Genomic DNA, 15,309 nt, shown 5'->3' on the forward strand with positions numbered 1-15,309 from the left:
AAAAATGGATAAAATACCTAGTGTAGACCTGCGTGATTTCCTTTCGGGTGACCCGGAACGCAAACAGAAATTTGTAAATGAAATCGGAAAAGCTTATGAAGAAATTGGTTTTGTAGCCTTAAAAGGCCATTTTCTTGATGACAAATTGGTGGATGAACTGTATGGAGAGGTAAGAAACTTTTTTGAATTGCCAACGGAAACGAAACAGAAGTATGAGATTCCGGGAATTGGCGGACAAAGAGGCTATGTAGGATTCGGTAAGGAGACTGCAAAAGGCTTCAAAAAAGGAGACTTGAAAGAGTTTTGGCATTTCGGACAATATGTGTCTGATGATTCCCAATACAAAAGCGAGTATCCGGACAATGTAATCGTTGAAGAACTTCCAAAATTCAACGAAGTAGGGAAAGAAGCTTTCCAAATGTTGGAAAAAACAGGACAGTATGTTCTGAGAGCTTTAGCGCTTTATCTTGGTCTTGATGAATTTTATTTTGATGATAAAATTGCAGAAGGAAACTCTATTTTAAGACCTATTCATTATCCGCCGATCACGGAAGAGCCGGATGATGCGGTAAGAGCTGCTGCTCACGGAGACATTAATCTGATTACTCTTTTAATGGGTTCTCAGGGGAAGGGTCTTCAGGTTCAGAATCATAACGGAGAATGGATCGATGCGATCGCAGAACCGGATGAACTGATGATTAACGTTGGAGATATGCTTTCGAGACATACCAACAATAAGCTGAAGTCTACGATTCACAGAGTGGTAAATCCGCCAAGAGAATTGTGGGGAACTTCAAGATATTCAATTCCTTTCTTTATGCATCCCGTGAGTTCAATGTCACTGAATGCTTTGGAAAACTGTGTAGACGAAAACAATCCTAAACTGTATGAAGATACAACAGCAGGAGAATTTTTACACGAAAGATTAATTGAATTGGGATTAATTAAAAAATAAATACAGACCGGGTAATTTACCCGGTTTTTTTTATGCCTTTCAGACAGCAAGAAATGATTAGACAATATAAAAAAGGAAGGTAATAAACACCTTCCCTTTTCTTACTTTATAATCTTTATTATCCTGTAATACAGTAGAATTCAGGGCATGGAGTAGATTGTGTAAAAGTACCCCACGGACAGATACATGTATAAGTATCTCCGCCACCGCCGGGATTTCCCGGATCTCCTCCCGGATCCTGATACGGTACACATTTTCCGCCAGAACAGATTTCATTTGCGCCACAGCCGCCCGAACCGGAACCGCCTCCTTCAATACAATACGCAGGACCGTAGCCCGCAGAAATTCTTTTTTTGTCTTCTCTTGAAAGCTTTTTAAAATTTTTCATAGTTTTTTGATTTTGATGTACTCCTACTCTGTCAGCTTTTCGGAAACCGCTTTAATATGATAAATATTTAACTATAAAATTCTAAAAATATTATTCACCAATATATGAAAATTCATTCATATTTTATTTTCATTGAAAAATTAATTAAAATATCCCACAATAGTTTGATTTATTAAAATTTTGATTATCTTTACATTAGTATCAAATTTTTAACTAAAACAATATGAAAAATTTAAAAAAACTAAGCAAAAGCCAGTTAAAGGGAATTAAAGGAGCAGGAGGAATTAAGTCTTTTCCGGATGAACCGGATTTTTGTATGTATGTTTGCGGAGACATCGTTGTATGCGCTGCATGCAGCAAAGATTTCGAATGTCCTGTAACGGATATGTAGGCTGCAAAAAAGTTATAAAAAAACCGTTCCTGATTGGAGCGGTTTTTATTTTTGTGAAACTGTTAATCAAACAACCTCAGCTGCTGATCTTTTGCTCCTGTAAAACCTTTAATGGAAAGTTTCGGAAATTCTTTTCCATCGAAAAACTTTTTTCGCCCTATTTTAAAGGTATTATGAATCATTTCTGCAATATTTCCTTCTCCCTTTTGTCTGTCGAAGAACTTTTTCTCACCTAATTTTCCGCCCCGCATAGAACGGATCAGATTTAAAACTTTCTGAGCACGGTCCGGAAATGCATTTTCAATCCAGTTCACAAAAACCGGCTCTACCGCATCATTTAATCTTACCAGAGTGTATCCGAAACTTTGCGCTCCTGCTTCAGAGATTGCTTTTAAAATGGTTAAAGGTTCATCGCTGTTTAATCCTGGAATAATCGGCGCGACCATCACATTGACAGGAATTTTATGTTCAGACAGAATTTCTATGGCTTTCAGTTTGTTTTTTGCAGCACTGGTTCTCGGTTCCATCTTTCTTCGAAGTTCCTCATTGATGGTGGGAATGCTAAGAGAAACGGACACAAGATTTTGTTCGGCTAGAGGCTGCAGAATATCGATATCGCGAAGAACCAAAGCGTTTTTTGTAAGAACATGAACCGGATGTCTGTAATCCAGACAGACCTGCAGTATTTTTCTGGTAATCTCAAACTGCCTTTCTGCGGGTTGATAACAGTCTGTATTTCCTGAAAGTAAAATGGGAGCCGGTCGATATCCTCTTTTCTGAAAAAACTTTTCTAAAAGTTCCGGCGCATTTTTCTTCACCATGATCTTCCTTTCAAAATCAATTCCTGCACTGTATCCCCAATATTCATGAGTAGGTCTTGCAAAGCAGTAAGAGCAGCCGTGTTCACAACCCTGATAAGGATTCATGGAGTACTCCATCGGAAGATCATCACTTTTTACCTGATTGACGATGCTTTTAGGGAAAACTTCGGTAAAAGAGGTTTTTACAGTTTCGAAATCATCTTCTTCAGGCTCAAAGGTATATCGGTCGAAACGGTTGATAACATTTCGCTGTGCGCCCTGACCTTTTATGATATTTTCGTTCTGCATTGATGATGTAAAATTAGAGTGGAATGATGATAAAATGATCAATTTTAACATTAAAGTTTTCCACAAGAAAAATCCGAAACTTTAAAAGCTCCGGATTTTAACATGATTTAGATATATTTTTTAACTACTTCAGTGCATAAAATTCTACTCCGTGATATTCATCATCGTAGTTTTTGTCTTCGAAATGTCTGTGATAATCCGAATAGGCATCACTGTATTTTTTATCTTTTCTGTGTAATATTTTTTTAATTCCTATGATACTTAATACTGCCAAAAGACCAACTCCTCCTGCCAGTAAAACTCCGACTTCTTTTTTCATATTCTGTCTGATTTATATACCGTCTTTATTGCAAAAAGCATACCCAACCATTTTCTGTCATTATAATTTTTGTTAACAAATACTGAAAAAAATTTAAAATTGATTTGTTATTGCCAATACCACATAAAATAAAGCAATGGTTTAATTATTGTACTTTGAAGAGAAAATAGTATTATGGAAAGCACAGGTAACATTGATAAAATGACAACATTAAGCCAGGTGATGGCAAAATTGGCACAAAGAGGCGTCCACAGAGAATTCCGAATGAATGAAAACTGTGAAATGAAATTTGAAAATTCTGAGAGAGTTTATCAGCCTACAGATCTCACCATTATTAAAACATATCGTTTTGAAGGACCAAGCAGCCCGGATGACAATGCTGTTCTCTATCTGGTAAAAGATTCTGACGGAAATATAGGCATGATCATCGATTCTTACGGAGCAGACAGCAATTATCCCGGCGAAGATTTTGATAAATTCCTAAGAGAAATTGCTTTTGACGAGACTGAAGATTACAATTACTAAAGTTTAAATACGATGAAAATCCGGACTTATTCAGTTCCGGATTTTTCTTTTTTCTTAAAGATTCCTTTCAGGAAACCTTTCTTCTCGGTTTCTTTTTCAGACTGTTCCTTTTTATTCTGATCCGGATTCTTTTTTATCTCCTGCCCGATTTCTTTTACAGACTGTTTCATGCCTTTTACATCTTCTTTTACATTTTTCACTGTCTTTTTGGCATTCTCAACCGTTTTTTTGGCGCCATCGATATTAATTCCGATCAAAGTTTTTTTCAATCCCTGCTCAATTCCTTTCCAGAAAAGATTGAAGAACGATTTGGTAGGATCCCTCTCTACATTTTCTATCTGCACATCTTCAGGAAGCTTTCCTGAATCTGTTTTTACCAGAAGATTGGCAACGGCAGTTAAAAAACCTTTCTTTTCACGGTTGTTTTTATCCAGAATGGCAATTTTAAGATCTTTATGTTTCAGATTAAAACTTCCGTTCAATCCTCTTGGATCTCCTCTGAAATTGAACAGCATTTCCTGAATAGTTCCCGTTGCCGTTACATGAAGATAAGGACGGATAAAAGGATTGATTCCCTGCGCCGGAAGATTGGTGGTTCTTCCTGAAATAGCAAACACATCACGCTGATCGGCAACATCGAAATTCCAGTTTACGGAAAGCGGCGCAAGTTTCATAAAAGAACAGTCTATTTTTATGTCCACTCTTGTCGGCTTTCCTTTCATTTTGGCAGAGTTGAGGTTTTTAACATTCATATTAAAGTTGCTGAATGTCAGTTTTCCCGGTCCCGCACTTTCAGGCGTATCTTCTTCATACACGAGAACAGAGTTTCTAAGATTCAGATTATTGATTACCATCGGAATTTTTATAGAGCGTAGCAATCTCGAATACAAAGGTTTTTCTTTAGGATCGTCTTTCGGGATTTTACTTCTGAAAATATTGGCATCCGCAGACTCAATGGTTACATTAGAAGCGTTAATCGATTTATTGTCAGAAAACAGATTCCATGTTCCGTTTGCTGTAATCTGATTTACTTTAATATCGTATAAATCTCTTTCCACGGGAATCATTTTGATAAACTGGGATCTCGAAACGATAGGCTTCATCGCAAACTGAGAAAGCCGGATGTTATTTTTATCCACCTTCAAAGCGCCGGAAGTCATATGATAAAACTCCGTTTTGTAAGCGAAATTGCCTGAAGTCAGCGTATAGTTTTTTACATCAACCGCTATTCCTGAGTTGTCCGGCTTTGAGGTAAGCTGAATATCATTAATGGCTGCATTCAGTTTACTAAAACTCAAGGGCTGATTGTTTTTCTCATAGGTAATATCCGAATTTCTCAATACTACTTTTCTGATGATTACCGGAAACTGAATTCCACTGAGATTGGCTGATTTTTTTGCTGCCTGTATTTCTCCTGCTTTGATGCTTCCTTTCACCTGATCTACTAAAACATCTTTTACATCAAGATTCAGTTTTTTATCAACGGATTCCCATTTATTGATGTTGAAACCAATATAGTTTGCGACAAGATTCATTGAGGTTTTTCCTGCTGCTGAACCATTCGGAACTACAGAAATATTTCGGATTTCTCCTTTTTTCGGATTTAAAGTAAAGCTTTTTAAGTTAAAATCCTGATGATCGGAGTACAAAATATCCTGCGCTGAAAACTGAAAATCTTTATAGCCTACCGGAATAAGCTCTTCTCTTGTTTCTTTATCAAACTTCAGTTTATTGATGTTAAGATTTGCCTTTTTGGTATAGAGAAGCTGATCTCCGTTAGGTTTCATCACCTGAACAGTGGCGTTGTTCAATTTTATATCTTCGAGATCAATATCAAAATTAACTGGTTTTTTAGGCTTTACCGGAGCTGCATCTGTAGTGTAAATCTTAAAATCAGGATTATAAAAATTTGCGTTTGCCAGAGAAATTTTATTCTTTTTCAGAACAATATCTTCGAATTCCATTTTTTCGATATTAAACTGAAAAAGCTGCGTCTTCTTAGGATAATATTTTTTAAACTGCTCAAAAGTAACGAGTGGAGTGAGTTGAAACTGATCAATCGACATCTGTCCGTTTTTTGTTTCTATTTTATTGATTTCCAAAGCATACACATTATCAGGACGGAAGAAAAAATTACTTCCTTTAATGGTATACTGATCGAAAACGACAGGCAATTTATCTTCTACAGCTTCTTCCGTCATCTGAAGGTTTTCCACATACAGATTCAGATCCTGAACCGAAAAGAATTTCTGCTTCGTAAATCTGAAAATGCTGACATTTCCTTCATTAATTCTAATGTTGTCAAAACGTACCGGATTTCTTTTCTTTCCCGTTTTTGTATCAACCGGTTTCGCAAGAATAATATTCAGATTGGGTTTTGACAGGAGTAAATCCGAAGAACTGATCTGCTTGTTAAAGATGGCATCATAAATCCCGAAACGGCTTATCTTCAGGGTATCAATTGTTCCCTGAAGTCCGATAACATTAAAGTTTTGCGGATTTTTGCTGTTTACGGTAATCCCTGTGGAAAGAATATTTCCCGACACCAGATCCACATCCAGACTTTTGTAGGAAACTTTATAATCTGTATTGTTTTTTATGTACTGCGGAAGCCTTGTTTTCAGCCATATATTCAGTCCAAGATTTGCCAGTAAGATAACTGCAAACAGAATTCCGAGAGCAAGAAATAATTTTTTTACCCATCCTTTCATTTTTTGTGATTTGGTTTTAATTCAATATTCTATTAATTTTTAACAGTCAATTCAATTACATACCCTTCATGTCCTCTTACGTTAATAAACTCACCTCCGTCGAAACCTAAATACTGCCCTTTAATTCCTGTTAATTTCCCTGTATATTCAGGTCTTTTATCAAGGGTAAAAGAAGTTACTTTTTCAGGTTTTTCAAACGGATAATCGAATCTCCACAGATTTTCTCCTTCACTGTAGAACTTCTGGAAATCTTCAGGAAAATATTCTTTTATCTTCTGCTGAAAATCGGCAAGATCTATCTCGTCTTCAAAATCATCCTGAAGCATTTTCTTCCAGCTTGTTTTATCGGCAACATGCTGCTTCAAAGCAACTTCTATCATTCCTGCTTCATATCGGTTTTCTGTTCTGGCAATCGGCAGCGCAAATGTGGCACCCTGATCGATCCATCGTGTAGGAATCTGTGTATTTCTTGTAACTCCTACTTTTACTTCTCCGGTGTACGCAAGATAAACGGTATGTGGCTGTAACTGAATTTCCTTTTCTACATCCAAATCCCGTTCCGCAATTCCAAGATGCGCTGTGGAAAGTTCGGGACGAATGATGGTGTCGCTTGCATAAGGACTTTCAAAGAAGCAGTTTTTGCAGAAACCCATTCTGTAAATCGGTTTATTTTCGCCACAGTTTACGCATTGGTAACCTGTATGTTTTATGGTAAGTTCTTTTCCGAAAAGTTCATTCATGTGAATCAGATCACCGGAAAGATTGAGATAATATTGGATCGGCTCGTCGTGGAAGCTCGTCATCTTTAAAATTTGCCCTTGAAACTGCATTGTATTAAGTTTAAGTAAATATAAAAAAATTAAAATTTATTTGATTTTGTTCTCAGATTTCAGCAGATTGATTTCTGATTTTAAAGCATCAATCTGATTCTGGAGTTTTCTTACGTCCGGATTATTCATATTTTCAGAATGTGGCGAATATTGCCAGATTAAATGAATGTCTTTTACCAGATCATTATGTTCATCCAGCCTTTTTTTGCTGAGGGAAACGCTGTCATTCAGCACCGTAATTCTCAGAAAATTGCTTTCACCTTCTTTAAAAGGTTCATAATTGATGATGGCGAGTTCCGGATGATTTTCTCTGATCTTTCTGATGTAATTTTCAGACCGTTCTTTCAGTGTTTCTTTTTCCCATTTCTTTTTTGTGAGTAAAACACTCGGAAGCAGAATAACAACAGAAGCCAGACTTATAATTAATGAATTCTTTCTGTTCGCAGCTTTTCCTTTTTCCATGTAGTACTTCTGATAACCGAGTACGAGACTCAGAATCCACGTGCCTACCGCAATAAAAAAACAATTGATGAGGTAAAAATAAAATCCGCCCCAGAAATATTCCCAGTTTCCGTTAGCAATCCCGAATCCTGCTGTACAAAGCGGCGGAATACAGGCGGTAGAAACCGCAACTCCGGCAATTACTTTTATGGCTTCTTTTCTTACAATTCCTAGAAACCAAGCAAAACCGCCCAGCAAAGCCAGAGAACAGTCGAAAATAGTCGCTGTTTTAAAACTTTCCAGTTGGGATGTCTCAGAATGAAAAGGAGAAACAAGGAAATACAGCGTGGAAGAACAAAGGGCAACAATAATCATCAGAAGCCAGTTGAAAACGCCCAGCTTTATCAGATGTCTGTTTCCGATAGAAAATCCGAATGCAATTCCTACAACAGGTCCCATTAAAGGAGAAATCAGCATCGCTCCGATTACTGCAGCAGAACTGTTGATATTTAAACCGATGCAGGCAATTCCCATCGAGATCACCAGAAGCCAGAGATTGTGTCCGCGAAAGTAAATTCCCTCTTCAATTTCCTGAAAGGTAAATTCTTCCTCTTCTTCTTTGGGCAGGGTGAATAATTTTTGAAAATTAATCATTTATGATATTTATAGCAAAAGTATAAAAAGAGCATCCAAGTATTTTAATAAATTTGTGGAATTAAAAACCAACAAATGAATTATCTTATAACCGGAGGAAGCGGTTTCATAGGTTCCCATCTTGCTGAGCAATTATTGAAAAAAGGACATTCTGTCATAAACATTGACAATTTTGATGATTTCTACAGCTATCAGATAAAAATTCAAAATACTTTAGACGCTATTCAATATTTTTCGGATTTTGAATACTCCGGAAAAGATAATGATATTAAAAAACTAATTTCTCTTTCGCAATCAGAAAATTATAGACTGTATTATCAGGATATCCGCGATAAAAAAGGACTGGAAGCAATATTTACCCATCATAAAATAGACGCTGTTATTCACCTTGCTGCACTTGCGGGAGTGCGTCCATCCATAGAAAGACCTCTGGAATACGAAGAAGTAAACATCCGAGGAACCATGAATCTTTGGGAACTCTGTAAAGATTTCAATATTAATAAATTTGTCTGCGCTTCCTCATCAAGCGTTTACGGGAATAACGAAAAAATTCCTTTTTCTGAAACCGACAATGTAGACAATCCTATTTCTCCGTATGCAGCAACAAAAAAATGCGGTGAAATTTTAGGACACGTTTATCACGATTTATACAAAATAGATATGATCCAGCTCAGGTTTTTCACGGTTTACGGGCCCAGACAAAGACCTGATCTTGCCATTCACAAATTCACAAAATTAATTTCCGAAGATCAGGAAATCCCCTTCTACGGAGACGGAACCACCGCAAGAGATTATACTTATATTGATGATGTTGTTGACGGTATTTTAAAATCAATCCGCTATCTGGAAAATCATTCAGATGTTTATGAAATTGTTAATCTGGGCGAAAGCGAAGTAATTAATTTAAACGAAATGCTTTCCACCATCGAAAAGACGTTGGGAAAATCTGCCATCCGCAAAAATCTGCCAATGCAGCCCGGAGATGTCCTGAAAACCAATGCCGATATTACCAAAGCAAGGACATTAATTGGCTACAAACCTGACACAAACTTCCAAAATGGCATAAAAAAATTTGTGGAATGGTTTTTGAGAAAATGACCTCAGTAAGCCCGGGAAAGTACCTCAAACACTTTCTGAAGGCACACGGTGAACAAAATTTAACAAAAAGAATTGAAAATCAAGTATAAAAAAGCATATAATATAAGCTAATTTTATACTTTTGCAAAAAATTAAAAAATTATGTACTGGACATTAGAATTAGCTTCATACTTAAGTGACGCACCTTGGCCAATGACTAAAGCAGAGCTTATCGACTATGCAATCAGAACTGGTGCACCAATGGAAGTAGTGGAAAATCTTCAGGCTATCGAAGATGAAGGAGAAATTTATGACGCGATCGACGAGATCTGGAGCGATTATCCTACGGACGAAGATTATCTTTGGAACGAAGACGAATATTAATGAAAAGCATTAAGCTTTAGGCACTGCTTAGAGCTTTTTTGCCCTTTTTTATATATTATTTTTACACAATAAGTGTTATTTAAAACGCTTAAAGGATATCCTTTTAAGCATAAAGCAAAAAATTTATGAGTTTTTTAAACAAAGTTCTAAAAGGGTTTTTGGGAGACAAAAAAGCGCAGGACCTAAAAGAAGTAAAAAAAGTTGTAACAAAAATCAAAGCTGTTGAACCCGCTATTCAGCAATTGTCTGATGACGGTTTAAGAGATAAAACTGCTGAGTTTAAAGAAAATATTAAATCTGCAACCAGCAAAATCACAGCACAGATAGAACAGATCCAGGAGCAGATCAAAAATTCGAAAAACGTAGACGAAAAAGAAGCGCTTTTCTCGAAGATTGAGTCTCTGAAAAAAGAATCATACGAAATTGAAGAAAAAGTTCTGAGCCAGATTCTTCCTGAAGTTTTCGCTTTGGTGAAAGAAACAGCAAGAAGATGGGCGCAAAACGGAGAAATCCGCGTAACGGCTTCAGACTGGGACAGACAATTGGCTGCCGCAGGAAAAGATTTCGTGGAAATTCAGGGCGATCAGGCAGTCTGGAAAAACTCATGGGACGCTGCAGGAACTCCAGTAAACTGGGATATGGTACACTATGATGTACAGTTCATCGGTGGGGTAATTCTTCACAGCGGAAAAATTGCTGAGATGGCTACCGGAGAAGGTAAAACTTTGGTAGGTACGCTTCCAATTTTCTTAAATGCACTTCCGGGAAGAGGAGTTCACGTAGTAACGGTGAATGACTATCTTGCGAAAAGAGACTCGGCGTGGATGGGACCATTATACCAATTCCACGGAATGAGCATTGACTGTATCGATAATCACCAGCCAAACTCAGACGGAAGAAGAAAAGCATACAATTCAGATATTACCTACGGAACGAATAATGAATTTGGTTTCGATTATCTGAGAGACAACATGGTAACTTCACCTTCAGAACTGGTACAAAGAGAACTGAACTTTGCGATCGTGGATGAGGTAGACTCTGTATTGGTAGATGATGCAAGAACACCGTTAATTATTTCAGGTCCGGTTCCGCAGGGAGACAGACAGGAATTTGATGTTCTTAAACCTTCTATCGACAGAATTGTTGAAGTTCAGAAAAAAACAGTTTCCACTATATTTAATGAAGCGAAAAAATTAATCGCTGCCGGAAATACAAAAGAAGGAGGATTTAAATTGCTTCAGGCTTACAGAGGTCTTCCTAAGAGCAGACAATTAATTAAATTCTTATCGGAAAGCGGAAACCGTGCATTGCTTCAGAAAGTAGAAGCGCAGTATATGCAGGACAACAACCGCGATATGCCGATTGTAGATAAAGATCTTTACTTCGTTATTGAAGAAAAAAACAATCAGGTTGATCTTACAGACAAAGGTGTTGAATACATGTCTCAGGGAAACTCTGATCCTAATTTCTTCGTTCTTCCGGACATCGGAACTGAAATCGCAGAACTGGAAGCTAAGAATTTATCTAAAGAAGAAGAATTTGAAGCGAAAGAAAGACTTTTCTCCGATTTTGCAGAAAAATCTGAAAGAGTCCACACGATGAGCCAGTTGCTGAAAGCATACACATTATTTGAAAAAGATGATGAATATGTGGTTATTGACGGTGAAGTAAAAATCGTTGATGAACAAACAGGTCGTATCATGGAAGGAAGACGTTATTCAGACGGTCTTCACCAGGCGATCGAAGCGAAAGAAAATGTAAAAATCGAAGCTGCAACGCAGACTTTTGCAACCATTACTCTTCAGAATTATTTCCGTATGTACAATAAACTTGCGGGGATGACGGGTACTGCGGAAACAGAAGCAGGCGAGCTTTGGGAGATTTATAAATTAGATGTAGTGGTAATTCCTACCAACCGTCCGATTTTAAGACATGACAAACAGGATTTGGTTTACAAAACCAACAGAGAAAAATACAATGCTGTAATTGAAGAGGTTGAAAAACTGACGGCAGCAGGAAGACCTGTTCTGGTAGGTACAACTTCTGTTGAAATTTCACAGTTATTATCAAAAGCCCTTCAGTTACGAAAAATTCCTCATCAGGTTCTGAACGCGAAGCTTCACAAAAAAGAAGCGGAAATTGTTGCCGGAGCAGGACAGCCGGGTGTTGTAACCATTGCAACTAACATGGCAGGTCGTGGTACGGATATCAAGCTTTCCAAAGAAGTAAAAGAAGCGGGAGGCTTGGCAATCATCGGTACAGAAAGACACGATTCAAGACGTGTTGACAGACAGTTGAGAGGTAGAGCAGGAAGACAGGGAGATCCGGGAAGTTCTCAGTTCTATGTTTCTCTGGAAGATAACTTAATGCGTTTATTCGGTTCTGAAAGAATTGCAAAAATGATGGACAGAATGGGACATAAGGAAGGTGAAGTAATTCAGCATTCTATGATCTCAAAATCCATTGAAAGAGCGCAGAAAAAAGTAGAGGAAAACAACTTCGGAACAAGAAAGAGACTTCTTGAGTACGATGATGTAATGAACAAGCAGCGTGACGTTATTTATAAAAGAAGAAAGAACGCTTTGTTTGGAGATCACCTGAAGTACGACATCACCAATATGATCTTTGACGTGGCAAATTCTATCGCAGCAAAAGGGAAAGCGACAGGAAGCTATAAAGATTTCGAATACGAGATCATCAAAACATTTACGATGGAATCTCCGGTTTCTGAGAACGATTTTAAGAATAAAACGGTTCAGGATTTAACGAACATCTTATTCAAAGCAGCTCAGGAAGATTATCAGATGAAACTGAACTTACTGAAAGAAAAATCTTTCCCGATTATCGAGAATGTTTATCAGAATCAGGGTTCAATGTTCAGAATGATTCAGGTTCCGTTTACAGACGGTCATAAAACAATGACGATTGTAACCGATCTTAAAGAAGCTTATGAAACGCAGTGCGACAGCTTAATCAACGATTTTGAAAAGAACATTACGTTATCCATCATCGATGAAAACTGGAAGCTTCACCTTCGTGAAATGGACGATTTAAGAAGATCTTCTCAGGGAGCTGTTTACGAGCAGAAAGATCCATTGGTAATTTACAAGCAGGAATCTTTCCACTTATTCAGCGAAATGATTGATAAATTAAACAAAGAGATTATCTCATTCTTATACAAAGGTGAAATTCCTGCATAAGAATTATTAACCATACTTTAAAAACCGTTACAATTCAGTTTGTAGCGGTTTTTTGTTGCTCTCTCCTTTTGCTTTTATGACAAAAATCAATTTTATTATTTATTTAGAATAATTAAAAACAATATATTTGCATAAAAATTTAGGGTTTCATGAAAAATGTACTGATCTGTGCTTCGCTGTTAGGTTCTATGCTAACGTTTGCTCAGGAAAAAGATTCCATTAAAGGAAATGATATTGAAGAGGTAATTGTAAACGGAAAGTATTACAAGAAATATGTTGAAAAGGAAGGTTCTTCTTCTATACGTCTGGACGAAGAGTTAATCAAGATTCCTCAGAATGTTTCTATCATTACAAACAGAGCATTGGAAGATCAGCAGGTTACCACTTTGGGAGACGGTGTTCTTAGAAACGTTGCGGGAGCTCAACGATTAGAACACTGGGGAGATATGTACACCAGAGTAAATATGAGAGGTTCCAGAGCCGCAGCTTTCATGAATGGAGTAAATGTAACTTCAAACTGGGGACCGCTTAGCGAAGATATGTCGTATGTAGACCACATTGAATTTGTAAAAGGCCCATCCGGATTTTTAATGTCTAACGGAGAACCGAGCGGAATTTACAATATCGTTACCAAAAAACCGACAGGACAGTCTTTAAACGGTTCTGCAAGAGTAACTCTCGGAAGCTTTAATATGTACAGAGGAGAAGCCGATGTGGATACTAAAATTACAGATAAAGTGGCTTTCAGATTAAATTTAATGGCTCAGAATAAAAACAGTTTCAGAGACTATGAATTTAATGACAGATACATCATTAATCCTTCCTTGAAGGTAAATCTTACCGATAAAACTACTTTAACAGCAGAATATATTTACCAAAAAGCAAAAATGTCTGAAGTAGGTTCTGCCTACGTTTTCAGCTATGAAGGTTATGCCACAAAACCGGTTGAATACACCATGACCGATCCCGGAATTGCACCCACCAAAGTGGATAATAATACCGTAAATGTAAATCTTCAGCATAAATTTAACAGCAACTGGAAACTGACTTCACAGCTTACTTATGTGAATGAATATACCTTGGGAAGCGACATCTGGCCTTCTCAATTTTTACCGAATGGAGACATGATCAGAACGCTTTATTTCTGGGAAGCCAGCAATGTGATGAAATTCGGACAGGTATTTCTGAACGGTTATTTCAAAACAGGAGCTGTTTCGCATAAAATCCTGACAGGGCTTGATCTCGGATCTAAAAAATATTTGGCAGACTGGAATCAAAAACATAATATGGACACAGCCGCCAAACCTTTTAACATCAATTCCACAACATACAGCCCGCCTTCCAACGGATATGCACAGTTTGATACAAGCACTTCTCTGGAAAGCAGAGCAACTCCTTACGGAACTATTGAACAAAACTATACCGGATTGTATATTCAGGATGAATTAGGATTTTTTAATGATGCTTTAAGATTAACCCTTGCGGCGCGTTATACGAATGTGAAAGAAAATTCTTACGGAACCAAAGCAGAAGCAGACAAAATTACGCCGCGAATCGGAATAAGCTATTCGATTGATGACAATACTTCTGTCTATGGTTTATACGATCAGTCTTTCGTTCCTCAGGCAGGATTTTTCAGAACCGGAGGAATTCCTAAACCTATTACCGGAAACAATATGGAAGTGGGGGTAAAAAGAGACTGGTTCGGCGGAAAATGGAACACTACATTGTCTTTATACAACATCATCAAAAGAAATTCTACGGTTGCAGATCCTGCAAACAGCGCTCTTGAAAACTTTATCATTGATTTGGGTAAAACAAGAGTTCAGGGAATTGAATTTGATCTGAAAGGTGAAATCACAAGAGGATTTAACGCCATCTTCAACTATGCTTTCACGGAAAACAAAATCACAGAATCCAATGATCCTGTAAGCAATCCTGTAGGAATGAGAATTCCGGGCTATGCGAAACACACGATGAACGGATGGCTGAACTATACCTTTACACAGGGAACTCTGGAAGGTTTCGGGTTATCTTTTGGGGGAACCTATCTTGCAGACCGAAGCAGCTGGAACTGGGCAAATAGCGGAACGCAGAAAGACATGGACGATTATGTAAAATTCGATGCAGGACTTTCGTGGGAAAACACAAAATTCAGAGTCGGACTTAATGTCTTCAATGTTTTCAACAGGTATCTTTATTCGGGATCGCCATACGGAGCCTACTATTATTATCAGGCAGAAGCCCCGAGAAACTTCAGACTTTCTGTCGGATATAAATTTTAATTATCAATCATAAAAGTTAGCCTTTCCGGAGGCTGACTTT

General features: G+C 37.5%; 13 protein-coding genes. 7 read left to right on the forward strand and 6 right to left on the reverse strand.

What is annotated here, in order from left to right; all coding sequences use genetic code 11:
- Positions 1 to 4 precede the first annotated feature (4 nt).
- On the forward strand, positions 5 to 955 hold the full coding sequence (locus AC52CF_RS20625) for an isopenicillin N synthase family dioxygenase (protein WP_214587952.1): 951 nt from the start codon (positions 5 to 7) through the stop codon (positions 953 to 955).
- Between the two features lie 118 nt (positions 956 to 1,073).
- Here the strand turns inward: AC52CF_RS20625 and AC52CF_RS20630 are convergent, their stop codons facing one another.
- Positions 1,074 to 1,343, reverse strand: a complete 270-nt coding sequence (locus AC52CF_RS20630) for a bacteriocin-like protein (RefSeq protein WP_375181999.1) — start codon at positions 1,341 to 1,343, stop codon at positions 1,074 to 1,076.
- A gap of 223 nt (positions 1,344 to 1,566) precedes the next feature.
- Between AC52CF_RS20630 and AC52CF_RS20635 the strand changes: the two genes are divergently transcribed.
- Positions 1,567 to 1,734, forward strand: coding sequence for a bacteriocin-like protein (locus AC52CF_RS20635; RefSeq protein ID WP_214587948.1), 168 nt, complete (start codon positions 1,567 to 1,569; stop codon positions 1,732 to 1,734).
- Positions 1,735 to 1,796: 62 nt separating this feature from the next.
- Here AC52CF_RS20635 and AC52CF_RS20640 read toward each other — a convergent pair whose 3' ends face one another.
- Entirely contained in the window at positions 1,797 to 2,843 is a 1,047-nt protein-coding gene (locus AC52CF_RS20640) for a PA0069 family radical SAM protein (RefSeq protein WP_290264276.1), read from the reverse strand.
- 124 nt (positions 2,844 to 2,967) lie between these two features.
- Positions 2,968 to 3,162: a hypothetical protein gene (locus AC52CF_RS20645; RefSeq protein WP_087706921.1), complete on the reverse strand. Its 195-nt coding sequence runs from the start codon at positions 3,160 to 3,162 to the stop codon at positions 2,968 to 2,970.
- 174 nt (positions 3,163 to 3,336) lie between these two features.
- Between AC52CF_RS20645 and AC52CF_RS20650 the strand changes: the two genes are divergently transcribed.
- Positions 3,337 to 3,687 (forward strand): hypothetical protein, encoded by a 351-nt coding sequence (locus AC52CF_RS20650; protein ID WP_214587946.1) that lies wholly within the window; start codon positions 3,337 to 3,339, stop codon positions 3,685 to 3,687.
- A 26-nt stretch (positions 3,688 to 3,713) separates the two neighbouring features.
- On the opposite strand, the gene AC52CF_RS20655 is transcribed toward AC52CF_RS20650, so the two are convergent.
- From AC52CF_RS20655 to AC52CF_RS20665, 3 genes are read right to left on the reverse strand one after another with little or no spacing between them, the layout of a single operon-like run.
- The gene (locus tag AC52CF_RS20655) at positions 3,714 to 6,398 is read right to left on the reverse strand and encodes a hypothetical protein (RefSeq protein WP_496517618.1); all 2,685 of its coding nucleotides are present in this window, start codon (positions 6,396 to 6,398) and stop codon (positions 3,714 to 3,716) included.
- Positions 6,399 to 6,430: 32 nt separating this feature from the next.
- Positions 6,431 to 7,228, reverse strand: a complete 798-nt coding sequence (locus AC52CF_RS20660) for a DUF2797 domain-containing protein (protein ID WP_214587943.1) — start codon at positions 7,226 to 7,228, stop codon at positions 6,431 to 6,433.
- 36 nt (positions 7,229 to 7,264) lie between these two features.
- Entirely contained in the window at positions 7,265 to 8,323 is a 1,059-nt protein-coding gene (locus tag AC52CF_RS20665) for a DUF389 domain-containing protein (protein ID WP_214587942.1), read from the reverse strand.
- A gap of 75 nt (positions 8,324 to 8,398) precedes the next feature.
- On the opposite strand from AC52CF_RS20665, the gene AC52CF_RS20670 reads away from it, so the two are divergent.
- The 4 genes from AC52CF_RS20670 (at position 8,399) to AC52CF_RS20685 (ending at position 15,269) form a co-directional block, all read left to right on the forward strand.
- Complete coding sequence (locus AC52CF_RS20670; protein WP_214587941.1) at positions 8,399 to 9,421, forward strand: GDP-mannose 4,6-dehydratase; 1,023 nt, start codon at positions 8,399 to 8,401, stop codon at positions 9,419 to 9,421.
- Between the two features lie 141 nt (positions 9,422 to 9,562).
- Positions 9,563 to 9,784 (forward strand): DUF2795 domain-containing protein, encoded by a 222-nt coding sequence (locus AC52CF_RS20675; protein WP_027382805.1) that lies wholly within the window; start codon positions 9,563 to 9,565, stop codon positions 9,782 to 9,784.
- 125 nt (positions 9,785 to 9,909) lie between these two features.
- Complete coding sequence (gene secA / locus AC52CF_RS20680; RefSeq protein ID WP_214587940.1) at positions 9,910 to 12,984, forward strand: preprotein translocase subunit SecA; 3,075 nt, start codon at positions 9,910 to 9,912, stop codon at positions 12,982 to 12,984.
- Positions 12,985 to 13,133: 149 nt separating this feature from the next.
- On the forward strand, positions 13,134 to 15,269 hold the full coding sequence (locus AC52CF_RS20685; RefSeq protein WP_375191176.1) for a TonB-dependent siderophore receptor: 2,136 nt from the start codon (positions 13,134 to 13,136) through the stop codon (positions 15,267 to 15,269).
- The last annotated feature ends 40 nt before the right edge of the window (positions 15,270 to 15,309 follow it).

This window comes from Chryseobacterium sp. 2P, from assembly GCF_059579425.1.